General features: G+C 70.1%; 20 protein-coding genes and 1 pseudogene. 8 read left to right on the top strand and 13 right to left on the bottom strand.

What is annotated here, in order from left to right; translation table 11 throughout:
- Nucleotides 1-616 precede the first annotated feature (616 nt).
- Genes ACGWYJ_RS36485 through ACGWYJ_RS36495 form a run of 3 tightly spaced genes read left to right on the top strand, consistent with a single transcriptional unit; the run spans nt 617 to nt 3,758 of the window.
- The gene (locus ACGWYJ_RS36485) at nt 617-1,144 is read left to right on the top strand and encodes a PadR family transcriptional regulator (protein WP_395111134.1); all 528 of its coding nucleotides are present in this window, start codon (nt 617-619) and stop codon (nt 1,142-1,144) included.
- Nucleotides 1,141-1,887 carry an ABC transporter ATP-binding protein gene (locus ACGWYJ_RS36490; protein WP_395111135.1) on the top strand — a complete coding sequence of 249 codons (747 nt, stop codon included), beginning with the start codon at nt 1,141-1,143 and terminating at the stop codon, nt 1,885-1,887. Before ACGWYJ_RS36485 ends, ACGWYJ_RS36490 begins: the two co-directional genes overlap by 4 nt.
- 5 nt (nt 1,888-1,892) lie before the next feature.
- The gene (locus ACGWYJ_RS36495) at nt 1,893-3,758 is read left to right on the top strand and encodes an FtsX-like permease family protein (RefSeq protein WP_395111136.1); all 1,866 of its coding nucleotides are present in this window, start codon (nt 1,893-1,895) and stop codon (nt 3,756-3,758) included.
- Between the two features lie 231 nt (nt 3,759-3,989).
- On the opposite strand, the gene ACGWYJ_RS36500 is transcribed toward ACGWYJ_RS36495, so the two are convergent.
- The 3 genes from ACGWYJ_RS36500 to rlmN form a co-directional block, all read right to left on the bottom strand.
- Nucleotides 3,990-4,805, bottom strand: coding sequence for a YwqG family protein (locus ACGWYJ_RS36500; protein ID WP_395111137.1), 816 nt, complete (start codon nt 4,803-4,805; stop codon nt 3,990-3,992).
- Nucleotides 4,806-4,877: 72 nt separating this feature from the next.
- Nucleotides 4,878-5,387, bottom strand: a complete 510-nt coding sequence (locus tag ACGWYJ_RS36505) for a DivIVA domain-containing protein (protein WP_395111138.1) — start codon at nt 5,385-5,387, stop codon at nt 4,878-4,880.
- A 40-nt stretch (nt 5,388-5,427) separates the two neighbouring features.
- Nucleotides 5,428-6,621, bottom strand: a complete 1,194-nt coding sequence (gene rlmN / locus ACGWYJ_RS36510; RefSeq protein ID WP_395111139.1) for a 23S rRNA (adenine(2503)-C(2))-methyltransferase RlmN — start codon at nt 6,619-6,621, stop codon at nt 5,428-5,430.
- A gap of 130 nt (nt 6,622-6,751) precedes the next feature.
- Here rlmN and ACGWYJ_RS36515 point away from each other — a divergent pair, with 130 nt between their 5' ends.
- The gene (locus ACGWYJ_RS36515; RefSeq protein ID WP_395111140.1) at nt 6,752-7,906 is read left to right on the top strand and encodes a suppressor of fused domain protein; all 1,155 of its coding nucleotides are present in this window, start codon (nt 6,752-6,754) and stop codon (nt 7,904-7,906) included.
- A 49-nt stretch (nt 7,907-7,955) separates the two neighbouring features.
- On the opposite strand, the gene ACGWYJ_RS36520 is transcribed toward ACGWYJ_RS36515, so the two are convergent.
- From ACGWYJ_RS36520 to rpsB, 5 genes are all read right to left on the bottom strand, one after another.
- Complete coding sequence (locus ACGWYJ_RS36520; RefSeq protein WP_395111141.1) at nt 7,956-9,491, bottom strand: phosphatidate cytidylyltransferase; 1,536 nt, start codon at nt 9,489-9,491, stop codon at nt 7,956-7,958.
- Nucleotides 9,491-10,048: a ribosome recycling factor gene (frr, locus tag ACGWYJ_RS36525; RefSeq protein WP_395111142.1), complete on the bottom strand. Its 558-nt coding sequence runs from the start codon at nt 10,046-10,048 to the stop codon at nt 9,491-9,493. The genes ACGWYJ_RS36520 and frr overlap by 1 nt, the downstream gene beginning before the upstream one ends.
- 84 nt (nt 10,049-10,132) lie before the next feature.
- Nucleotides 10,133-10,912: a UMP kinase gene (gene pyrH, locus ACGWYJ_RS36530; RefSeq protein WP_285698721.1), complete on the bottom strand. Its 780-nt coding sequence runs from the start codon at nt 10,910-10,912 to the stop codon at nt 10,133-10,135.
- 616 nt (nt 10,913-11,528) lie between these two features.
- Nucleotides 11,529-12,365, bottom strand: coding sequence for a translation elongation factor Ts (gene tsf, locus ACGWYJ_RS36535; RefSeq protein ID WP_395111143.1), 837 nt, complete (start codon nt 12,363-12,365; stop codon nt 11,529-11,531).
- Nucleotides 12,366-12,868: 503 nt separating this feature from the next.
- Complete coding sequence (gene rpsB, locus ACGWYJ_RS36540) at nt 12,869-13,795, bottom strand: 30S ribosomal protein S2 (protein ID WP_395111144.1); 927 nt, start codon at nt 13,793-13,795, stop codon at nt 12,869-12,871.
- A 400-nt stretch (nt 13,796-14,195) separates the two neighbouring features.
- Here rpsB and ACGWYJ_RS36545 point away from each other — a divergent pair, with 400 nt between their 5' ends.
- The gene (locus tag ACGWYJ_RS36545) at nt 14,196-14,870 is read left to right on the top strand and encodes a M23 family metallopeptidase (protein WP_395111145.1); all 675 of its coding nucleotides are present in this window, start codon (nt 14,196-14,198) and stop codon (nt 14,868-14,870) included.
- A gap of 866 nt (nt 14,871-15,736) precedes the next feature.
- Here ACGWYJ_RS36545 and ACGWYJ_RS36550 read toward each other — a convergent pair.
- A complete protein-coding gene (locus tag ACGWYJ_RS36550; RefSeq protein WP_395111146.1) occupies nt 15,737-16,654 on the bottom strand; it encodes a tyrosine recombinase XerC in 918 nt (305 codons plus the stop codon).
- Between the two features lie 278 nt (nt 16,655-16,932).
- On the opposite strand from ACGWYJ_RS36550, the gene ACGWYJ_RS36555 reads away from it, so the two are divergent.
- Genes ACGWYJ_RS36555 through dprA form a run of 3 tightly spaced genes read left to right on the top strand, consistent with a single transcriptional unit; the run spans nt 16,933 to nt 20,099 of the window.
- Complete coding sequence (locus ACGWYJ_RS36555) at nt 16,933-17,286, top strand: YraN family protein (RefSeq protein WP_395111147.1); 354 nt, start codon at nt 16,933-16,935, stop codon at nt 17,284-17,286.
- Entirely contained in the window at nt 17,287-18,849 is a 1,563-nt protein-coding gene (locus ACGWYJ_RS36560) for a YifB family Mg chelatase-like AAA ATPase (protein ID WP_395111148.1), read from the top strand.
- Nucleotides 18,846-20,099: a DNA-processing protein DprA gene (gene dprA, locus ACGWYJ_RS36565; RefSeq protein WP_395111149.1), complete on the top strand. Its 1,254-nt coding sequence runs from the start codon at nt 18,846-18,848 to the stop codon at nt 20,097-20,099. The genes ACGWYJ_RS36560 and dprA overlap by 4 nt, the downstream gene beginning before the upstream one ends.
- Here dprA and ACGWYJ_RS36570 read toward each other — a convergent pair.
- The 4 genes and pseudogenes from ACGWYJ_RS36570 to ACGWYJ_RS36585 all read right to left on the bottom strand — a co-directional run.
- Nucleotides 20,093-20,407 carry a DUF2469 domain-containing protein gene (locus ACGWYJ_RS36570; RefSeq protein WP_395111150.1) on the bottom strand — a complete coding sequence of 105 codons (315 nt, stop codon included), beginning with the start codon at nt 20,405-20,407 and terminating at the stop codon, nt 20,093-20,095. The two genes, dprA and ACGWYJ_RS36570, sit on opposite strands and share 7 nt — an antisense overlap.
- Nucleotides 20,404-21,150 carry a ribonuclease HII gene (locus ACGWYJ_RS36575; protein ID WP_395111151.1) on the bottom strand — a complete coding sequence of 249 codons (747 nt, stop codon included), beginning with the start codon at nt 21,148-21,150 and terminating at the stop codon, nt 20,404-20,406. Before ACGWYJ_RS36575 ends, ACGWYJ_RS36570 begins: the two co-directional genes overlap by 4 nt.
- Before the next feature lie 421 nt (nt 21,151-21,571).
- A complete protein-coding gene (locus ACGWYJ_RS36580; RefSeq protein WP_395111152.1) occupies nt 21,572-21,844 on the bottom strand; it encodes a transposase in 273 nt (90 codons plus the stop codon).
- Nucleotides 21,824-22,008 (bottom strand): annotated as a pseudogene (locus ACGWYJ_RS36585) (IS5/IS1182 family transposase); the annotation flags it as partial. The pseudogene ACGWYJ_RS36585 and the gene ACGWYJ_RS36580, both read right to left, overlap by 21 nt.

Genomic DNA, 22,008 nt, shown 5'->3' on the forward strand with positions numbered 1-22,008 from the left:
CAGATCCGACCGGGACCGGCCCAACCGGGATCGAATCCAACCGGGATCGGCCAGTCGAGACCAGGCCCAACCGGGACCGGCCGGTCGGGACCAGATCCGACAGGGACCGGCCGTCCGGAAACAGGTCCGACAGGGACCGGGTCAGCCGGGACCAGATCCGAGAGGCACCGGGTCAATCGGCAACAGATCCGACCGGGACCGGCCCAACCGGGGCCGAGTCCGAACGGATCCTGCCAACCGAGAACAAGTCCGACAGGGACCGGGCCAGTCGGGACCGGGCCCGACCAGGACCGGTCCAGCCGAGACCAGATCCGACAGGGACCGGGTCCAAACAAGAACCGGGCCGACCAGATCCGGGCCAACCGGATCCGGGGACGTCCATGCACAGGTGCTGGGAAGCTCTGGCGCCTTGCGTCGGGCGCTGGAGCCGGTCGGGCCTGGGCTGCCGCTGACCGGTTGTCAGGCTGCTGACGCGATTCCCTGCATCGAGGTCTGCCTCAATTCGCTGGTTGAGCCGGGTCCGGTAGGTCTTGGGGCGGTGGGTTCGTTCATTGGGGCTTGACAGTGGATGGGAGGATAACCGTTATATTGAGCTAACGGTTAGACGGGAGGCGTCATGCAGCAGGAAGTGATCCTGGCGATGCTGGCCAAGGAGCCTTCGCACGGGTACCAGCTGCGCGCGCGGTTGCGTGAGGCGCTCGGCCCCCTCGGGGAGGCGATGAACGCCGGGCACGTCTACGTCACGCTGACCCGGCTGGAGAAGGCCGGGCTTGTGGCGGTGGAGAAGGCTCCGGGCGGCGCCGACCGGTCGGATCGCAAGGTGTACGCGCTGACACCCGATGGGCAGCGGCGGGTCGCCGAGTGGATCTCGGAGGTGGACTGGCCCAAGCCCGACCTCGCGGAGTTCCATCTCAAGCTGATCGCCGCCGCGGCGGCCAGGCTGGCGGACCCGATCGCCATCGTCGACACCCAGCGCCGTGAGCTCCTGCGCCGGCTGCGTGACGCTCAGCGCGCCGCCATGGCCGCGCGGGACCGCTGGGACGCGGCGCTGCTGCTGGAGGGCATCGTGCTCCGGCTCCAGGCGGATCTGCGCTGGCTCGAAGCATGTGAGAAGAGCTGGACCCACCGAAGGAGTGGATCGTGAACGACGGCGCCGCTACGCCCGTGCTTCGCGCCCGTGGGCTGCGGAAGGTGCACGGCAAGGGAGAAGGCTTAGTACGCGCCGTCGATGGAGTCGATCTCGACGTCGGCGCTGGAGAGACGGTGGCGGTGATGGGGCCGAGCGGCTGCGGGAAGTCAACACTGCTGCACCTGCTGGGAGGGCTGGACCGGCCCTCGGGTGGAGAGGTGTCGCTGAACGGCCGCCGTATCGACGACCTCACTGAAAGGACCCTTGCCCGGATGCGGCGCACCGATGTCGGCTTCGTCTTCCAGGCGTTCCATCTGATGGAGGAACTCACCGCCATCGAGAACGTCGAACTCGCCGCGCTGCTCGCGGGACGCTCGCCGCGGTCCGCCAGACGGCGCGCGGAGGAGTTGCTGGAGCAGGTCGGGCTCGCCGACCGGGCTCGTTTCCTGCCCTCGGCGCTGTCGGGCGGCCAGCGGCAGCGGGTCGCGATCGCCCGGGCGTTGAGCAACGAGCCGTCGGTCGTTCTCGCCGACGAGCCGACCGGGAACCTGGACAGCGCCGCCACCCTGGACGTCCTCCAGCTCTTCGAAAACCTGCACCAGTCCGGGCAGACGCTGGTCGTCGTCACCCACGACGCGCGGATCGCGGCCACCGCGGATCGGATGATCTCGATGCGTGATGGCGCCTTCGTGGACGAGACCCGGCTGTCCGGTGGCACCACCGGACAGCTCGGGGCCTTCGTCGGGCTGGAGGACTGAGGACCATGGGCCGCTGCGCGCTGCTCGTGAGCCGCATGGTGCTCGTCGCCCGCCTGGCCGCGCGTGACCTGCGGCGGCGTCGTGGCGAGGCCGCGCTTCTGCTGCTCGCCATGGTGACGGCCACCACGACGCTGACGCTCGGGCTCGTCCTGCGGGACGCGGCAGCCGACCCGTACCAGAGCACCCGCGAGGCGACCAAGGGACCCGACGTGGTAGCCAGCGTCGACGCCCACCAGCTTTCCGACCTTCGGAAGCTGACCCGTGCCCAGGGCGTCATCGACCACAGCGGCCCGTACCCGGTCGCCGCCGCGAAGCTCCAGACGTCCGGCCGCACGTCGGACGTGCAAGCCGTGGGACGGGACGCCGCGCCCGCGCCCGTCGACCAGCCCGAAGTGGTCCAGGGCGGATGGGTCAGGGATGGCGGCGTGGTACTCGAAGCCGCCTTCGCCAACGCGCTCGACGCGCGCGTTGGTGATCCGGTCACCCTGAACGGTCGGTCGTTCAAGGTCGCCGGGCTTGCGGTCACCGCCGCCATGACGCCCTATCCGGGAGCGTCCTGCATCTTCCCCTGCATGAGCGGCCCCGCTGCCGGTGGACGGGCCGACACCGAACCGCCCGCGGACGTATTGCGCAACCCTGGGCTGGTCTGGCTCACCCAGGCGGATGTACGGAGCCTTACGCCGGACCCGGGCTCCTTGGCCTACGTGATGAACCTGAAGCTGGCCGAGCCCGGGAAGGCCGAGGCGTTCGCCGAGGCCAACATCCAGGGGCATCCGGGCATCGCCCCTCACCTGGAACCGTGGGAGAACATCCTCCTGGAGGCCACCGAAGTGGCCAGAGACACCCAGATCCTGCTGATGATCGGAGCCTGGCTGCTCGGCCTGCTCGCCGTGGCCAGCGTTTCGGTGCTGGTCAGCGGGCGGATGGCGGACCAGACCAGGCGCGTCGGACTCCTCAAGGCGGTCGGCGGCACACCGGGTCTGATCGCCACGGTGCTGCTCGCGGAGTATGTGCTCGTGGCGCTCGTCGCGGCCGTGGCCGGGTTGGCGATCGGGTCGCTCACCGCCCCGTTGCTCACCGAGTCCGGCGCCGGTCTCATCGGCAGCGCGGGCACACCGTCGATGACCTGGTCCACGTTCGGTTCGGTGACCGCGGTGGCACTCGTGGTCGCGGCGGTCGCGACCGTCGTCCCGGCCGTGCGCGCCGCCCGCTCCAGCACCGTCAACGCGCTCGCCGACTCCGCGCGCCCACCCCGCCGCACCGGTTGGCTCATCGCGATGTCGGCCCGACTGCCCGTCCCGCTGCTCCTCGCCTTGCGGATCTCCGCCCGCCGACCGCGCCGTGCCGTGCTGACCGTGGTCAGCATCGCGATCACGCTCAGCGGAATCTTCGTCGCGCTGATCCTCGACACCTTCCTCGCCGACGGGCCGCTCGCCACCGGATATGACGAGGCCCAGGTGGAACTGCTGAGGCGGGTTCTCCTCATCGTGATGGTCACGTTGCTCGCCCTGACGGCGGTCAACGCCGTCTTCATCACCTGGGCGACCGTGCTCGACAACCGGCATTCGTCCGCGCTCGCACGCGCCCTGGGCGCGACCCCTGGCGAGGTGAGCGCCGGACTGGCCGCCGCCCAGGTACTGCCCGCGCTCGCCGGCGCCCTGCTGGGCATCTTCCCCGGAGGCTTCGGTCTGTTCGCCGCCATCATGGTGATCACCGACGGTGAGAGCGACAGGGCCACGTTTCCCTCCCTTTGGCAGATGCTCGTCTTGGTGCTGGCGACCGCACTTGTGGTCGCGGCACTCACCGCGATCCCCGCCCGCCTGGGCGCCCGCCGCCCCATTACGGAAACCCTCCAAGCCGAACTCACCTGACCCACCGGAGAACCCACTCAGCCCAGGTGACCCGCCACTCCACAAGCGGCCGACAAGACCGGTACGGTCACGGTCCAGCGGATAAGCCCCACCGGTACCCGGATCACGGGCCACAACGACATTCGACACGGCTAGCTCACTTCCTCCGACTTCGGGACGGGAAGCCCCGGGGCATCGCGACCCCGAACAATGGGCTCCGGGCACTTTGGGGCGGTGTTCTGGAGGTGGTGGTTAGGGGGTGGCTTGGAGGGTTAGCCAGGTGGACTCTGTGGGGTCGTTTTGGTGGGTGCAGAAGTAGATGCGGCCGGGTTCGCCCCAGTGCCAGCCGAGGTGGGGGTCGGAGTCGAGTTGGAGGAGGAGGCGCCACTCGTCGGCGAGGGTCGTCGCCTCTTCCGGGGAGAGGGGTGTGGCTTCGATGTCGCGGCCGGTGGAGGCGCAGTGGCAGTCGGGGCCGAGAGGGCGCTGAACCAAGGCGGGCCAGCCACCTACCTGGTGAACGGGGACGTGGTCAGGCCAGACGTACTGCTGCCAGGCCGCATAAAGCTGCTCGTACACGGAGAGGACCCCGCTGTACGAGCCGTCCAGTCGTCGCAGGATCGGCTCTTGCGGTGAGGGGAGCGACAGGAAGGCGGCTGCCCCGAGGGGGCGCTCCGGCGAGGGTGTGACTTCGGGCGGGGCCGCGGTGGGGCGCAGCTCGCCGGTGAAGACTCTCCAGGCGCCACGCTGCGAGGGATCGTCACCCCAGGGACGCGGCAGGTCGTTCACGTAGTAGAAGGCGTACGTGCCCCGAGGCGGAAGGCAAGGCAGGCGGGGCAGCCGGGCGAAGTCGACCGCACCCAGGTAGTCGAGGGGGCGGCCTTGCCAGGTCGGCCACGGCTCGCCGGGCGGGAGCAGCGGGGACCCTCCCAGCCGTACCCTCGCGTCGCCGCCGGTGGCGAGCCGGACAGCGGGTCGGACTAACCGGAGCAGCGCCTCGGTGATCCCGGGGGCGAGGAAGATGCCGAAGAGGGAACGCAGCATCGGAAGCTGCGCTTCGTAGCGGTCCATGCACCCAGCGTCCCCGCGCTGGAGTGCTGGCGCCAGGCCCGCATGCGATTGTGGATAACTTCGTGAGCCGGGTCAGTGCCGTTCAAGGGCCGCCGCGAGTTGCAGGAGGAAGCGGTCGACCTCGGCCTCGTCGTAGCCATGGCCGATCCGCACGGTACGGAAGGCGCATTCCCGGATGTCCCGGGCGGTCATCGGCGTGGCATACCCGCGCAGACCGGCGACGACGCGGTCGAGGAAGGCGTCCACGTCCCGGACGTCGTAGCCCGCACGCATCCCCGAGCTGGGGAACTTCGCGTTCTGGATCCACCCGATCAGCCATCCCGGGTGGACCTGGGGCCGGCGGGGCCGGTACCCGATCGGCCCGGTCGACTGCAGCTCGCGGATCGCCTCTTGCAGCAGTTCGTCCACCGCACGCTGGTCGTAGCCGCGCAGCACGACGTCGAACCGGGTGCGGCGCACGTCGTCGGCGGTCACGCCCCAGCGCCCGTGGCGGAGCGTCGCGGTGATGCGTTCGAGCAGCGCGTCCACCTGGGTCCTGTCGTAGCCCCGCAGCGCCACGGGCAGCCGCGTCTCCGTGATCAAGGGTATCTCCGCTCCCCGTCCGTCCGGGCCCACCACTCACTCACCCCTTCGTGGTGGCGGCCAGCTGGCCGCAGGCGCCGTCGATCTCCCTTCCCCTGGTGTCGCGGACCGTGACCGGCACCCCGTGGGCCTCCAGCCTTCGCACGAACTCCCGCTCGTCCTGCGGCCGGGAGGCGGTCCATCTCGACCCCGGAGTCGGGTTCAACGGGATCAGATTGACGTGAACGAGGTGTCCGCGCAAGAGCCTTCCCAGCAGATCGGCCCGCCACGACTGGTCGTTCACGTCCTTGATCAAGGCGTATTCGATCGACACGCGGCGCCCGCTGCGTTCCGCGTACGCCCAGGCCGCGTCCAGGACCTCGGCGACCTTCCACCGGTTGTTGATCGGGACGAGCTCGTCCCGCAACTCGTCGTCGGGGGCGTGCAGGGAGACGGCGAGCCGCACCGGCAGGTCCTCGGCGGCCAGCTTCTCGATCGCCGGGACCAGGCCGACCGTGGACACCGTGACCGAACGCCGCGAGATGCCCAGCCCGGCGGGCGCGGGGTCGGTGATCCTGTGGATGGCGCCCAGCACGGCCTTGTAGTTGGCCAGCGGCTCCCCCATGCCCATGAACACGATGTTGGACACCCGTCCGGGACCGCCCGGGACGCGGCCGCGGGCCATCGCGCGGGCTCCCGCCGCGACCTGTTCCACGATCTCCGCCGTGGACAGGTTGCGGGTCAGCCCGGCCTGCCCCGTCGCGCAGAACGGGCAGTTCATGCCGCAGCCGGCCTGCGAGGACACGCACATCGTGGTGCGGTCCGGGTAGCGCATCAGAACCGACTCGAACAGGACGCCGTCGAAGGCCCTCCAGACCGTCTTCAACGTCGTCCCGCCGTCGCAGTCCAGCTCACGCAGCGGGGTGAGGAGCGGTGGCAGCAACTCCGCCGCCAGACGTTCGCGGATCTTGGCCGGAAGGTCGGTCATCTGGGACGGATCGTCCGCGAGACGGGAGAAGTAGTGCCGCGACAGCTGGTCCGCCCGGAAAGGCTTCTCCCCCAGGGCGGCCACCGCTTCGCGGCGTTCGGCCGTGCTGAGGTCCGCCAGGTGACGCGGCGGCTTCGCACGCCGTGGGGCCGCGAAAACCAGCTTCGGCGGCGTCTTCCCCGACCCGGCGGCTGCCGTGGGAAGTGTGGTGGGGGCCGCGTCGCCGGACGGGACGGTGGTCGCGGCTGGTTCAGGGGTGACAGACATGGTTCCTCCAGTGTGGCAAACCCTTTGGCGTGCGCCGGTCACGACGGCACGCGCGCAGACGCGATCCGGTCATCCGGCAGGGGTGTGAAGACGCCATCGTGGCCGGAGGCCAGGCGGTAAAGTCGCGATCATGTCGGTATTCCGAAGGGGGCACGCCGCGGGCCGGGGCGCCACCACGACCGTCCGGACCGAAGTCAGCCCCTACGGGAGCCGCCGCCTCGTCATCGAGACCGACGGAACGGTCAGCGCCGCCTATCTCAAGGACGCCAGGGACGCGGTGGTCGGTGCCGTCTGGCTCGCCAACCACCAGGCGGCACCGGCCGAGCCGGATCAGGCGCGACTGAACGGCGGTGAGGCCCCAATGCTGCCCGCCTCGCACACACGCCATCCCGAGGGACGTCCAATGCCCGATTGGGACGCGCTTGAGGTCGTGTGGTTCGAGGAAGGGGACGGGGTGGCCGTCCTGGAGGAGGGCGAGCCGCTCTGCGTCATCCCCGGATGGTCCGACATCGGCCGCGGCATCCCCGGCTACAACCGGGACGTGACAGGCCAGAGCCCTTTCGCCTTCCCACTGGACGACGAGATCGAGAACTTCGGCCCGCGCATCGACCGTGCCCGCGACCACTGGAAGGTCTGCGAGGCGGACGGTTCCTGGGCCGATTTCCAGCAATCGGTTCTGGGACACCTGCTCCAGCGTCTCGGCCCCGGCGGGCACTACTGGCACGATGTGGGACGGCAACTGCCCAACAGTGGCAGCGGCGGAGTCAAGGCCGGGGCCCCTGTCGTAGGCGTGACCGAACGTCCCGCTAGCGGAGACCGCGAATTCACCATCCTGAGCACGGTCGGCATGAGCCGCCAGCGGATGCCCACGGTCGAGCTGTACGAGGACGACGTCGCCCCCTACAGCCGCATCGAGCTCGCCGTTGCCACGACCCTGCCCAGCCAACGGGCGGGAAGCATCTTCCCCTGGCTCGCCCAGTACCCGTGGCGGGTCGTGACCTGGTTCGCCACCGGGGACGTGGTCAAGTGGTACCACGAGGCCCACACCTTCCCGCTGGGCACGGGAGAGGCCGCATGGGAAGGCGTCCTCCTCCTGGACGACCCGAGCCGTCTCGCGGGGCCGGTCGTTCCCGGCCTCACGGGCCTGTCGACCGAAGGCGACCCCGTGCGGTGGCTGTGGCTGGTGCCCATCACGGGCGAGGAACACCGCTACGCCAAGAACGAGGGCTCCGACGCGCTGATCCGCCGCCTCGCCCAGCAGAACCGCTCCTGGGTGATCTCCTGACCCCCGTCCCGGAGAGGACTCGTGACGGCTCCGCCGGACGCCCGGACCTCTACTGGGACGAGGGGACGAAGACCTCCAGCAGCAGCCACACCACGGGGGCCGTGGCCACCAGTGAGTCGAGGCGGTCCATCACGCCGCCGTGGCCGGGGAGCAGGCTGCCCATGTCCTTGATGCCGAGGTCGCGTTTGAGCATCGAGACGATGAGGTCCCCCGCGGTGGCGGTCACCACGGCCGCGGCTCCGATGACCACGCCGTGCCAGAGCGCGCCCCCGTCCAGCAGCCACCACACCAGCCACGCGCCGACCAGCATGCAGGCCAGCGCGGACCCGGTCACGCCCTCCCAGGTCTTCTTCGGGCTGATCGCGGGGGCGAGCTTGTGCCGTCCGAAGAACGTTCCGGCGAAGTAGCCGCCGATGTCGCTCGCGATCGTCACCGCGATGAAGATAACGATGCGGTGGTCGCCGTCCTCAGGCGCGATCAGCAGTGCCACGATCCCGCCCATCAGGACGAGGTATCCGGCGGCGAACACCGCGGCCGTGGCGTCCGGTACGTAGCCTTCGGCGGGGCCTTCGGCCATCCGCCACACCAGCGACGCGAGGATGGCCAGCGCCACCGCGGCCACCAGCGCCTCAGGCCCCCAGACGTACGCGGCCAGCGGCGCGGCGACCATGCCGGCGTACAGTGGCGGCACGGGGATCCTGATGCTCCGCGCGCTGAACGCCTCCGCCAGTTCCCGCAGGCCCTGGACGAGGAAGAGCATCATGACGACAAGGAAGAGTTCCTTGACGTAGTACAAGGACGCCAGGACCATCCCGCCCAGCGCGACCCCGACACCGATCGCCAGGGGCAGGTTCCGCCCCGTACGGGACGTCTTCGGCTCCCCGGATCCAGGAGTCCGCGGCGCGGTGGCGTTTGGAGGGGTATCGCTTGCGGCCGGGCCTGTGCTGGTGGCCTTGCCCGGTGGCACGTCGCCGCCGCTCTGGGAGGAGGCCGCGGGCTCGCGCCCGGAAGGCGTGCCGGCGCCGTGCTCCGGGGGCGTCGCGGGGTCGTGCCCGGAAGGCGTCGCGGGGTCGTGCCCGGCAGGCGTCGCGGGGTCGCGCTCGGGGGGCGTTCCGGGGTCGCGCTCGGGCGCGGACGTGCCGCCCGCGTCCTGGGACTGTGGACGCGCGGAGGGCGAACTCGGGGCGCCCGTCGAAGGTCCGGGACCCGTCGATTCGCCCATCCCGGCGGCCTGCGAAGAGGCGGCCGAGCCCGCGAGGTCATCCGCGGAGCCCAGCGTCTTCGGGGCCGGGGCCTCGGGTCCCGGCTCGTCGACGCCCTGATTCTCTGCGGCCGGCTTCTCAGGGCCGGGCTCTGCCGGGCCGGTTGGTTCCGAGCCGGGCCCCTCGGGATCCGGTGCGGGAGCGGGGTCGGCCACGCCGTCCATGGCCTGGGGCGCGGTGACGGCCTCGGGCCGTACGGCGGCGGCAGGCGGTGCTGGGGTCGCAGGGGGCAGGCCCGAGTCGCGGGCACCGGCAGCGCCGGGACCGGACGCCTCAGGCTCGCCCGGGGAGCCCGCGGGCCCCCCGGTACGGTCGAGTCTCATCAAACCTCGAGCAGCTCGGCCTTCTTGTGCTCAAGGAGCTCGTCGATCTGCGCGACATACCGGTGCGTGAGGTCCTCGAGCTCCTTCTCGGCACGCCGGACCTCGTCCTCCCCGGCCTCGCCGTCCTTGGCCATCTTGTCCAGGGTCTCCTTGGCCCGCCGCCGGATGTTGCGGATGGCGATCCGGCTGTCCTCGGCCTTGGTGCCCGCGACCTTGATGAACTCCCGGCGCCGCTCCTCCGACAGCTCCGGGAACACCACCCGGATGACGTTGCCGTCGTTGGTGGGGTTGACGCCGAGGTCGCTTTCGCGGATGGCGCGCTCCACCGCCTGCATGGAGGACTTGTCGAAGACCTGGACGATCACCATCCGCGGCTCGGGCAGCGTGAACGACGCCAGCTGGTTGATCGGCGTCGGCGTCCCGTAGTACTCCGCGGTGATCTTGTTGAACATGGCGGGGGTGACCCGGCCGGTGCGGATGGCCTGGAAGTCCTCCTTGGCGACCGCGACCGCCTTCTCCATCTTCTCCTCTGCCTCGAGGAGGGTCTCGTCGATCACTTCGGCTCCCGTGTCATCTGCTCGGCCCCTGTCCCTGCCGGTTCTATCCTGCCGGTCGGTGTTCGTACGGGCGAACGGGCCGGATCAGCCGTCCGCCGGACTGACCAGCGTGCCGATCTTCTCACCCCGGACGGCCCGTACGATGTTGCCCTGGCCCATGAGGTCGAAGACCACGATGGGCAGTGCGTTGTCCATGCAGAGGCTGATGGCCGTGGCGTCCATGACCTTCAGGCCCCTTTGTAGAACCTCACCGTATTCCAAACGGTCGAACTTCACCGCGTCAGGATTCTTACGCGGGTCGGCGTCGTACACGCCGTCGACCTGAGTGGCCTTGAGGACCGCCTCCGCGCCGATCTCCAGCGCGCGCTGCGCGGCCGTGGTGTCGGTGGAGAAGAACGGCTGGCCAAGGCCCGCCCCGAAGATCACCACGCGCCCCTTCTCCAGGTGCCTGATGGCGCGGCGGGGGATGTACGGCTCGGCCACCTGGCTCATGGTGATCGCCGTCTGCACCCGCGTGTCCAGGCCGAGTTTCTCCAGGAAGTCCTGGAGGGCCAGGCAGTTGATCACCGTCCCGATCATGCCCATGTAGTCGCCGCGGCCGCGATCCATGCCGCGCTCCGCCAGCGCCGCGCCGCGGAACATGTTGCCTCCGCCGCACACCACCGCGACCTGGACGCCCTCCCTGACGGCCTCGGCGATCGCCTCGGCGACGTGCTGCACGACCTCCGGGTCGATTCCCAGCGGTTCGCGTCCCGCGAACGCCTCGCCCGAGAGCTTCAGCAGCACCCGCTTCCAGCCCGCGAGGGGGGCGTGCTGACCCGGTGGCGCTGCCGCCGTCGGATCACTGGTCGTTGGCTCCGGCACGTCAGCGGCCTCCTCGTAACGGCTTGTAACGGCGTCTGGTGGGCTTCGTCGGGCCCCTGTCTCCAGGATGCCCTCTCAACTGGCGGTTCTCGTCGTGCGACCCTCACCGGCCCGTGGCGGCCCTCCGTTCCGGGCCCCTTTCCTGGACGAACGGGACAGGCCGAAAGGCGCTCACACCTCGTCCCATCTGGACGTGAGACGGGCAGGCACCCCCGGACCGGGCACAACCCGAGCCCCCCGGCCGGACGCAGGCCGTCCGGCCACCCCGGGGACACCCTAAGGCGTAACCCGTCCAGGACACCGGAAGCCGCCCGGCACACCCTGATATGCCCCGAACGTCCCGAACGCGCCCCGATACCGCGACCGGCCCGCCACGGGTCATCCCCCACGGCGTGCCGGGCCGCACCAGACCCATCTCGCCCCGCACCGGTTGTCCAGGACCCTACGCCCTGGCACCGACAATCGGCCGGGATTCGCCGCGCCGCCCGGCCCCTCCGAGCCGCCCGATCCCGGCCATGTCCGCCGAAAGGCCCCGTTCGGAGAACGGGGCCATGGCCCGGGCGGACGCCACCTAACAGATCGCAGGGCCTGATCGGAGGGGTCGGAGGACCGCCGATCAGACCTGGCCGACCTTGAAGCGGGCGAAGCGCTTGACCTTCACGCCCGCCTCGTCCAGAACCTTGGAGATGGTCTTCTTGGGCTCCTTGACGAACGCCTGCTCCAGCAGCACCAGGTCGCGGAAGTAGGCGTTGACCCGGCCCTCGACGATCTTCGGGATGGCCTGCTCGGGCTTGCCCTCCTCGCGGGTGAGCTGCTCGGCCAGCGCCCGCTCCTTCTCGACCGCCTCGGCCGGGATCTCCTCACGGGAGAGGTACTTGGGCGCCATCGCCGCGATCTGCTGGGCGATGTCCTTGGCCACCTCGGGGTTCGCGGTGTCCAGCTCGACCAGCACGCCGGTGGTCGGCGGCAGCGACGGGTCGGACTTGTGCATGTAGCTGGTCACGTACTCGCCGGTGAAGTGGGCGAAGCGGCGCAGCTCCAGCTTCTCGCCGATCTTCGCGCTGTTCTCCTCGATCAGCGCCTGGACGGTCTTGCCCGGCTCGATCTCGGCTCCCAGCAGCGCCGCGGTGTCGGCGGCACCGCTGGTGACCGCGAACTCGGCGAGCCGGTCGGCCAGCTGGATGAACTGCTCGTTCTTGGCCACGAAGTCGGTCTCGCAGTTGAGCTCCAGGATCGCGCCGTCGCCGTCACTGGCGAAGTACTGGGCGACCAGGCCGTTGCCGGCGGTGCGCTCGGCGCGCTTGCCCACGTCCTTGGCACCCTTGAGGCGCAGCAGCTCGACCGCCTTGTCGAAGTCGCCCTCGGCCTCGGTCAGCGCGTTCTTGCAGGCCATCATGCCGGAGCCGGTCAGCTCGCGGAGCCGCTTGACGTCAGCGGCGGTGAAGTTCGCCATCGCTCTCTTCGTCTCTGTCGTGGTGGGACGTCTGGTGAAGTGGAAGTACCCGGCGGAGCGCGTTCCGCCGGACGTCATTGGCCGCTCGTCCGCCGGGCTGTGGGCCCTACGGAGGAGCCTGCCCTCGTTCGCTGGACCACGGGTGCCGTGCGCGGGAGACTTCGGCGACCGGTATCCGTCCGGAACGCGACCGCACCGTCAGGTGGCAAGGCCCGCGCGCCGCGTACCGGATCTGGTCGTAGGGCGGGCCCACGTCCACTGGTCCGCTGGGACCCCTACCCCGGACAGCCGGACCTGGAGCACTTCCTTCACGGAATAAACCATTCCGCGGACCGAACTGTTCCATGGGATCTTCCGACCACGACACCCGATGCCTCAAGACCGGCCGCGCCTCCGCCAGCCAGGGACTGGCCTGGCCAGGGGCGGCAGGCGGACGCACAGCACCCTTACGAGCACGGCCCCAGGACGCGACGGTCACCTTGCCCTGGGGCCATGCGTCGCCGTCAGCTCTGCCCGGCGCCCTGGGAGCGGTCCTGAGCGGCCTCCGCGGACGCGCCCTCGGAAGCCTCCGGGGCGGCCTCGGGCGCGGCACCCTCGGCCGGCTTGGCCTCGGCGGCCTGCGCGGCCTCAGCGGAGGGCTGCTCCTGGTTCTCCAGGAGCTGGCGCTCCCACTCGGCCAGCGGCTCGGACGCGCCGACCCCGCCCTCGGCCGGCTTGTCCCCGCCGGTCGCGGCGCCCGCGCGGGCGATCAGGCCGTCCGCGACCGCGTCGGCGACCACCCGGGTCAGCAGGCTGACGCTGCGGATCGCGTCGTCGTTGCCCGGGATCGGGTAGTCGACCTCGTCGGGGTCGCAGTTGGTGTCCAGGATCGCCACCACGGGGATGCCGAGCTTCTTGGCCTCGTTGACCGCGATGTGCTCCTTCTTGGTGTCCACGATCCAGACGGCGCTGGGCACCTTGGCCATGTCGCGGATACCGCCGAGGGTGCGCTCCAGCTTGTCCTTCTCGCGGCGCAGCCCCAGGAGCTCCTTCTTGGTCATTCCGGAGCCGGCGACATCGTCGTAGTTGATCTCCTCCAGCTCCTTGAGCCGGGTGAGCCGCTTGTGGACGGTCGAGAAGTTGGTGAGCATGCCGCCCAGCCAGCGCTGGTTGACGTACGGCATGCCGACACGCGTGGCCTGCTCGGAGATGGTCTCCTGCGCCTGCTTCTTGGTGCCGACGAACAGGATCGTGCCGCCGTGAGCGACCGTCGCCTTGACGAACTCGTAGGCGCGGTCGATGTAGGACAGCGACTGCTGCAGGTCGATGATGTAGATGCCGTTGCGGTCGGTGAGGATGAACCGCTTCATCTTCGGGTTCCACCGGCGGGTCTGGTGGCCGAAGTGAACGCCGCTTTCGAGCAGCTGCCGCATCGTGACGACGGGTGCCATGAGCCCGTACTCTCCTTGTCCGGCCCGTTACCGGGCCACGTTTGGTTGGTCGCCCGCGTCCGGACACAACCCCGCCGTCACCGGGATGACGGACCGAGGGATTGCGCCCCACCAAGCGAAGCAGGTGGCCGGCGGACGCGTGAATTCGGTCGCGGACACGACCGCTGGCCGGGGATCGATCCCCGGGCCCGTGGCCTGTCCGCTCGGTAATGGAACGGCTTCCCGCTCACCAGGCCGTGACGGCCGTTCGAGCGACGGCCAAGCCTTGACCGGTGCCCATTCGAACACCCGCCTAGGTTATCAGGGCGCGGAGACCGCCGGGAAACCCCCGATCACAAGGGTTATCCACAGTTGGCGAACCCCCTGGGCCACGCCTTCGGGCGCCCGCCAGACTGCCGATATGACGCTGATCACGCTGCTTCTGGCCTGCTCGCTGCCCCTCGGAGCCCCGCTCCCACCCCACGAATGGCACTGGCCGCTGGGCCCGCCCGTCCCCCAGGTCCTTCGCGCCTTCTCCCCTCCCGCGACCCCTTGGGGCCCTGGCCACCGGGGAGTCGATCTCGCCGCCCGTCCCGGCCTCCCGGTGTACGCGGCGGCGCCCGGCGAGGTCTCCTACGCGGGACGTCTCGCGGGCCAAGGCATAGTCGCCGTAACGCATGGAGCGCTACGGACCACCTATCTCCCCGTGCGACCGGCCGTCCAGAAGGGCCACTCCGTGAAGGCGGGCGCCCGCATCGGCACCGTAGAGCCGTCCACGCACTGCGCCACACCCTGCCTGCACTGGGGCCTGCTGCGGGGAGACACCTACCTGGATCCCCTTCCTCTGGTACGGCCCCAGGTACGCCTGCTACCCCACTGGCGAGCCCCCACGTCCGCCCCCGATCCACCGGCTCCGTCGGCCCAGATGGACCTCCGCGACGCCACCACGGCCAGCGGCGGCGCCCTGGCGGGCATGCTCTTCACCTTCACCCTGATCTCACTCCTGAAGTTCAACCGCAACCGCCGCCCGCCCCCTCCGGGCGTGATCGACCTAACCCAAGAACGCCGCGAACGCCGCATACGCCGAGCCCGCTAGACCCACGCCTCCCAGGGCCCCTCACCCAGGGCCCTGGGAAGGCCCCCACCAGAAAGGCCACCGACGCCGCAGTCCCACCTCACACAACCCCAACCTCAAATCTCCCAGACCACCCACCAAGCCCAAGCCCCGCGCCAGCAGGCACCAAAGGCTCTAGCTCGCCCGTGGGTCTCACTCGCCCGCTGGGCACCGCTCAGCGCCGCAGCCACTAACTCGGCTTCGCAGATTGATCGACCCCGCAGGACGCGACTTAACCCGCAAGGCGTGACTCAGTCCTGCAGAACGCGACCCAACCCCGCCGCGACACGACCCCACAGGGGACATCGGCCGCGTAAGGCGCGACTCGGAGTGAACGCGCCCGTGGCGGAGCACCACCCCGACCAGCCCATCCCACGCGGCCCGGAAGCCCCGCAGGCGCGCTCAAGCCCCGCAGGGTGCGCCTCAGCACCGCAAGGTGCCGCTCCGGCCTCCCAGGGGGTGACTCAGCGCCACCGGGCGCGAGCCGACTCCACACGGGCCTGACTGAGCTCCGCAAGGGCGTGACCCAACGCCTGAGTGCACCCCAGCACCACAAGGCGCAGCTCAACACCACAAAATGCCGCTCCGGCCCGCGGGGTGTGACCCAGCGCCACCGGGCGCGAACCAGCTCCACAGGGTCTAACTGAGCTCCGCAGGGGTGTGCAGGGCGCGGCTCAGCACCGCAAGGGCCACTTCGGCCCGCAGGGTGTGAGCACCGCCGGGCGCGAGCCGACTCCGCAGGGTCTGACGGAGCTCCGCAGGGTGTGACTCGACGTCGCAGGGTGAGACCCGGCACCGCAGGGTGCGGCTCGGTTCCGCAGAGGGTGGCTTGGCGTTGTCGGAGATGCTTACTCGGTGCCGCGGGGGTGGGCTTGGCGGTGTACCTGCCTGAGGCGTTCCGGGGTCACGTGGGTGTAGATCTGCGTGGTCTGGAGGGACGCGTGTCCGAGGATTTCCTGGACGCTTCGCAGGTCGGCGCCGCCTTCGAGCAGGTGGGTGGCGGCGCTGTGCCGTAGCCCGTGCGGCGCGAGGTCTGGGACATCCCCGACCTCGGCGATCCGGCCGTGAACGATCCTGCGCACGGTGTTGGCGTGCAGGCGTCCACCGCGCGCGCCCAGGAAAAGGGCCGGCCCGCTGCGCTCGTTCGCGAGCGCCGGACGTCCTGCGGACAGCCACGTCGCCACGGCGCGCGCCGCGGGTTCGCCTAGGGGCACCGTTCGGTCCTTGCCGCCCTTACCGAGCACGCGGACGGTCCCTCGGCCGGTGTCCAGGTCGTCGATGTCCATGCCACAGAGTTCGCTGACCCGAACGCCCGTTCCGTAGAGGAGTTCGAGCACCGCCTGGTCCCGGAGACCCAGGGGGCCTTCGGCGTCCATCTCGTCCAGCAGCCGGGCCGCCTCGTCCTGGTCGAGCACACGGGGAAGGTCGCGGTGCCGCTTAGGCGTGCCCAGCAGTTGCCCGGGGTCGTGCGTGATCACCCTGCGCCGGTGAAGGTGGGCCGTGAATGCTCGGGCGGCTGCGGTGCGGCGGGCAAGCGTGGCACGTGACAGGCCGTCCGCATGCTGAAGCGCGAGCCAGGCGCGCAGCACGTTGACATCGAGTTCGCTCACTTTGCGTACACCGACCTCCGCCGCGTACCGGCACAGGTCTCGCAGGTCCCCTTCGTACGCGCGCAAAGTGTGCGGCGATACGTCGCGTTCCCCACGCAGATACCGCCCGAACTCGGCCACGGCCTCCGGCAGTTCCCCATCGCCCGCTTCCGTCACACGGCCCCCTCAGAAAGCTAGCCACCCACTAAACCCCGACTTCGGTCACAGCACCAATCCCCACGCCACTCGACCGGCCAACACCACTACGCCATCGCGCCCGAAACCCCCAAGCTCGTCAGGTCCTCCTGCCTGCCCCCCACATGACGCCCCGCTATCCGCCCAATAAACGACCACCTCAGGTAATCGATCAAGAACGGAAAGTTATCCACAGGTTCACGTTGTGATGGTTCCCGGGTGGTCGCTCCGGCAGCGTCATAGGTCGGAGGTGAGGCCCGATGAACGCCAACAAGAGCCTCGGAGAGCGCGGCGAGGACGCCGCGGCCGCCTATCTGGCGGGGCAGGGCTGGACGGTCCTGGAACGCAACTGGCGGTGTTCCGAGGGCGAGCTCGACATCATCGCCCACGACGGCGTGCGCCATGTCGTCTGCGAGGTGAAGACCCGCAGTTCCACCGACTACGGGGATCCGCTGGAGGCGATCACCCCGCGCAAGGCCGTCCGGCTGAGGCGGCTGGCGTGGCGATGGGCGAGCGCGCGCGGCGTGCCCAAGGACGACGTCGGCGTGGACCTGCTCGGCCTGGTGACCGACCGGGACGGCTTCATCGTCGATCACGTGCGGGAGGTGTGCTGAGTGGCGCTCGCCAAGACACGCTCGGTGTCGCTGGTAGGCGTGGAGGGCTTCGTCGTGGACGTGGAGGCCGCGATCACCAGCGGGGTTCCCGGGCTCCATCTGGTCGGGCTTCCCGACACCGCGCTGAACGAGGCGCGTGACAGGGTCAGGGCCGCCGTGTACAACTCGGGTGAGGATTGGCCCAATCGCCATGTCACCATCTCCCTCTTTCCGGCCAGCCTGCCCAAACGTGGTTCGATCTTCGATGCCGCTATCGCCGTGGCCTTGATGGCCGCCGCCGAGGCCATTCCGCCGCGGTCCTGTGAGGGCCTGGTGGTGATCGGCGAGCTGGGGCTGGACGGGCGCCTGCGGGCCGTCCCCGGAGCCCTGGCCGCCGTGCTCGCCGCGTCGCAGGCGGGCTGCAAGACGGTCGTCGTCCCCAGCGCCAACAGGGCGGAGGCGGAGCTCGTCGACGATCTCCAGGTGATCTCCGCGTCGAGCCTGCGAGGGCTCCTGTGCCTGTTGCGGAACGAGCCTCCGCCCATCGAGGAGGACGAGGAACCTTCGGACGCCTCACCGCATTCGATCACCGAAGGGATGGTCCTGAGCGGCCAAGGCAACCGGGGCCCGCTCGATCTGGCGGACGTGCGGGGCCAGGCGGAGGCGCGCCGCGCCCTGGAGATCAGCGCCGCGGGTGGGCACCATCTCTTCTTCACCGGTCCCCCGGGCTGCGGCAAGACGATGCTGGCCGAGCGCCTGCCCACGCTCATGCCGCCGCTCGACCGCGAGGAGGCGCTCAAGGTCACCGCGATCCATTCCGTGGCCCGCGCGCTACCCAGCGATCAGCCGCTGATCACACGTCCGCCCTTCTACGCGCCCCACCACACCGCGAGCACGGCCGCGATGGTCGGGGGTGGCCACGGACGGCACATCCAGCCGGGCGCGGTGTCCCTGGCCCACAACGGCATCCTGTTCCTTGACGAGGCCCCCGAGTTCCAGCGGACCACCCTGGACGCGCTCCGCCAGCCGCTCGAAGAGGGAGAGGTCAGGATTTCCCGCATCGAGGGCGCGGCCTGCTTTCCGGCCCGGTTCACCCTCGTCCTGGCGGCCAATCCGTGTCCCTGCGCGGCCGCGAAGCAGGTCGACTGCTGTTGCGCCCCGGGTGTGCGCCGCCGCTATCTCAGCAAGCTGTCGGGCCCCCTCCTCGACCGTATCGACCTCAAGCTCGAACTGACCCCCGCCAGCCGTGCCGAACTGCGCTACGACCTGGAGTTCGCCGAGGCCAGTGAGGTCGTCGCCGAACGCGTCCTGCAGGCACGCGAACGCGCCGCCCAACGACTCGCCGACACCCCCTGGCGCTTCAATTCCGAGATTCCGGGTCCTGAGTTGCGCCGCCGGTTCACGCCTCCACCTGAGGCGATGCGCACCGCCGATGCCGCGCTCCAGAACGGCTCGCTCAGCGTCCGCGGCTTCGACCGGATCTTCCGCGTCGCCTGGACCATCGCCGATCTGGCCGGACGCGACCAGCCCAACGAGGACGACGTCGGCGGCGCCCTTGCCCTGTGGACCGGGAGGAGATCATGACTGACGACCTCACTGGGCGTGAGCCCGTGCCCGGACCGGCCGCGCATGAACCGCAGGAGAGATCCGCGTTGGACGCCCGTGCCGATCAGCCCGTCCAGCAGGTGCGACTGGAGGAGCGCGAGGCGCGGGCGGCGCTTTGCGCGGCGGCCGAACCGGGGGACGCGTTCCTCAACCGGATCCTTGACCACGCGGGCGCGCCGGGAGCCCTCGCCGCTCTTCGCAGCGGACGACCGCCCGCCGATCTCCAGGTGAGCGAAGGAGAGCTGCGCCGGTTCGATCAATGGCGGATCCGTTTGAAGGCCGCCTCCCCCGAGGAGGATCTCGCCGTCTGCGAGCGTATGGGGATCCGCGTGGTCTGCCCGGGTGATCCTGAATGGCCCACCACACTCGACGACCTCGGCGCCGCGCGTCCCTACGCGCTGTGGCTTCGCGGGCCGGCCGACCTGCGGTACGGGTGCCTGCGCTCGGTCGCGATGGTCGGATCCCGCGCCGCGTCCCCCTACGGACTGCGGGTGGCCGCTGAGATGAGCACGGAAGTGGCCGAGCGTGGCTGGACGGTCGTTTCGGGGGGCGCGCTCGGCATCGACGGCGCGGCCCATCGAGGCGCCCTGGCCGCCGATGGAGCGACCGTGGCGGTGTTCGCCAACGGTGTGGACGTCCCCTACCCGAGCAGCAACGAGGGGCTGTTCGCGGAGCTGGCCAGACGGTGCCTGCTGATCAGCGAGTCGCCGCCGGGCACCCCGCCGCAGCGGCTCCGCTTCCTCGTCCGGAACCGGGTGATCGCCGCGCTCTCCCGGGGCACGGTGATCGTCGAGGCGGAGCGCCGCAGCGGGGCGCTCAACACCGCCGCCTGGGCGCGCAGGCTGGGACGCGCGCTGATGGTGGTGCCCGGACCGGTCGACTCCCGCTCATCGGCCGGATGCCTGCGGCTGCTGCGCGAGGATCCGGAGACCATCCTGGTCACCTGCGCCGACGAGGTGATCGAGGCGGTGGGCGACCTGGGCACCGACCTGGCTCCGCGGCCGAGCGCCCCTGTTCTGCCCCGCGACCGCCTGGATCCGCCGACCCGCGCGGTGCTGGAGGCGTTCCCGTCCCGTGGCACGACCGGCCCGGCGCAGCTCGCCGCCAAGGCGGGCATGGACATCTTCTCGGTGAACGGCAAGCTCGGTCTTCTCGCCGCCGGCGGGTTCATCGAGCGCGCCGACGCCGGCTGGCGCCTGACGAGGGCCGCCAGATCAAGGGACTACTGATCGGTGGGGAGTTCGAAATCGCTCTTGGCAAGTTCCTCGACGTTGACGTCCTTGAACGTAACGACACGGACGTTCTTGACGAAGCGGGCGGGTCTGTACATGTCCCAGACCCAGGCGTCCTGCATCGTGACCTCGAAGTAGACCTCGCCGTTCTCGGTGCTGCGCACCTGAAGGTCCACCGAGTTGGTGAGGTAGAACCGCCGCTCGGTCTCGACGACATAGGTGAACAGACCGACCACGTCGCGGTACTCGCGATAGAGCTGCAGCTCCATCTCGGTCTCGTACTTCTCGAGATCCTCGGCGCTCACGCTGGTGCCCCTTCTTCAGTCCGGCCGTCGCCGGGGATCTCTCCCAGAAGATCCTCCCCGGCGTCCTCCCCGATGGCCATCACCTCTCCATTCTTACGCAGCGCCCGCCCCACATTGACGTAGGAGAACCGATGCTCAGGACAGGGACCGTGTTCGGCCAGTGCCGCAGAGTGATCGCGCGTGACGTACCCCTTGTGCTCGTCGAACCCGTACTGCGGGTACCGGTCATGCAGCGCCACCATGATCCGGTCTCGGGTGACCTTGGCCACGATCGACGCCGCGGCCACGCACGCGGCCACCTGATCCCCCTTGATCACGGCCAGCGAGGGCACGCCGACCCCTGGCACCGGGAACCCGTCGCTCAGCACGTACGCGGGCCGCCGCTCCAGCGCCGCGAGCGCCCGTCGCATCCCGGTGATGTTGCACCGATGCACGCCGATCCGGTCGATGTCATGGCACGGGATGACGATCACGCTCCACGCCAGGGCCCGCTCGGTGATCTCGGCGTACAGTTCCTCCCGCCGTGCCGGCGTGAGCAGCTTGGAATCGGTCAGCCCCTCGATCCGCCCGCGCTTGCCCCCGGCAAGGATCACCGCCCCCACCACGAGCGGCCCCGCGCACGCGCCCCGCCCCGCCTCGTCCACACCGGCCACCGGCGAGAACCCGGCGTGCTCAAGCACGCGCTCGTAAGCGTGCAACCCTGCGTCTCGTCGCGGTGTGTAGCGGAGTGGCCGACCCTTCATGCCCCGCAGGGTACGTCGCCGAAACCCATCAAGGTCCCCCGATTCCCCCGATCACTGCCCCATCGATACCGACGCCCACCACACAAATCACCACTTACCTGATCAAACACCCAACCACACAGCCCGCCCACTTGGAGCCCTCACCGCAGCGCCCCGCACCACCCACTCGCACGGGAGCACGCCATCCCTCCGATCTTCACAACCCGCCAGAAACCACCACCCACACCATCCCAGCCGAACCCCGGACAGCCCGTCTCGCCGCACGCCACGGACGAACATCGCACCTGAGCGCTTCAGCAGATCCCCGATCCACCCGGCAAGGAAATCCACCTCCTAGTACGGCAGTCGGAGATCGTGATCTTGTCGGGTTGAGGTCCCTGTGACGCAGCGCAGCCGCCCCGGTGATCTTGATAAGTGACGATCAACGATCATAAGGCGGCTGCGTCCGCCATGGACGGAGGCCGTCGTCCAGGCCACCCGCCACACGCCCGGCCCGCTTGGACACCAGCACCGGCTCGAACGACCCGGCCCGGCCCTGCGGCACGCTGATGCGCACCGGACCGACCCCCGTCTGCACGGTCTTGTCCTTACCCCGGCCGTTGCGCGAGTTGCCCGAGTTGTTCCCGGCCGCATCGTGCTTGTCATAGCCCGGGTGCGCGGTCAGCTCACCCTCCAGGGCGCGCTCGCGGTGCAGGCTGCGGCAGCCGCTCAGCCAGGACACGGTCCGCTCGACCACCAGCAAGTGGATCTTCGACCCGTTCCTGCCGCGGTCGACAGGATTCGGGCCCGCCGGCTCCCCCTTTGCCCGCGCGGACGCTGACCGAGTCGATCGCGCACCGCGACCGGTCCAGCTCGCCC

This window comes from Actinomadura sp. SCN-SB (assembly GCF_043906805.1).
Taxonomy (GTDB): domain Bacteria; phylum Actinomycetota; class Actinomycetes; order Streptosporangiales; family Streptosporangiaceae; genus Spirillospora.

Excerpts from the sequence above, each read along its gene's own strand:
- ACGWYJ_RS36485 (WP_395111134.1), top strand. The coding sequence starts at position 617 with ATGCAGCAGGAAGTGATCCTGGCGATGCTGGCCAAGGAGCCTTCGCAC.
- ACGWYJ_RS36495 (WP_395111136.1), top strand. The coding sequence starts at position 1,893 with ATGGGCCGCTGCGCGCTGCTCGTGAGCCGCATGGTGCTCGTCGCCCGC.
- ACGWYJ_RS36500 (WP_395111137.1), bottom strand. The coding sequence starts at position 4,805 with ATGGACCGCTACGAAGCGCAGCTTCCGATGCTGCGTTCCCTCTTCGGC.
- rlmN (WP_395111139.1), bottom strand. The coding sequence starts at position 6,621 with ATGTCTGTCACCCCTGAACCAGCCGCGACCACCGTCCCGTCCGGCGAC.
- ACGWYJ_RS36515 (WP_395111140.1), top strand. The coding sequence starts at position 6,752 with ATGTCGGTATTCCGAAGGGGGCACGCCGCGGGCCGGGGCGCCACCACG.
- ACGWYJ_RS36520 (WP_395111141.1), bottom strand. The coding sequence starts at position 9,491 with ATGAGACTCGACCGTACCGGGGGGCCCGCGGGCTCCCCGGGCGAGCCT.
- tsf (WP_395111143.1), bottom strand. The coding sequence starts at position 12,365 with ATGGCGAACTTCACCGCCGCTGACGTCAAGCGGCTCCGCGAGCTGACC.
- rpsB (WP_395111144.1), bottom strand. The coding sequence starts at position 13,795 with ATGGCACCCGTCGTCACGATGCGGCAGCTGCTCGAAAGCGGCGTTCAC.
- ACGWYJ_RS36545 (WP_395111145.1), top strand. The coding sequence starts at position 14,196 with ATGACGCTGATCACGCTGCTTCTGGCCTGCTCGCTGCCCCTCGGAGCC.
- ACGWYJ_RS36555 (WP_395111147.1), top strand. The coding sequence starts at position 16,933 with ATGAACGCCAACAAGAGCCTCGGAGAGCGCGGCGAGGACGCCGCGGCC.
- dprA (WP_395111149.1), top strand. The coding sequence starts at position 18,846 with ATGACTGACGACCTCACTGGGCGTGAGCCCGTGCCCGGACCGGCCGCG.
- ACGWYJ_RS36575 (WP_395111151.1), bottom strand. The coding sequence starts at position 21,150 with ATGAAGGGTCGGCCACTCCGCTACACACCGCGACGAGACGCAGGGTTG.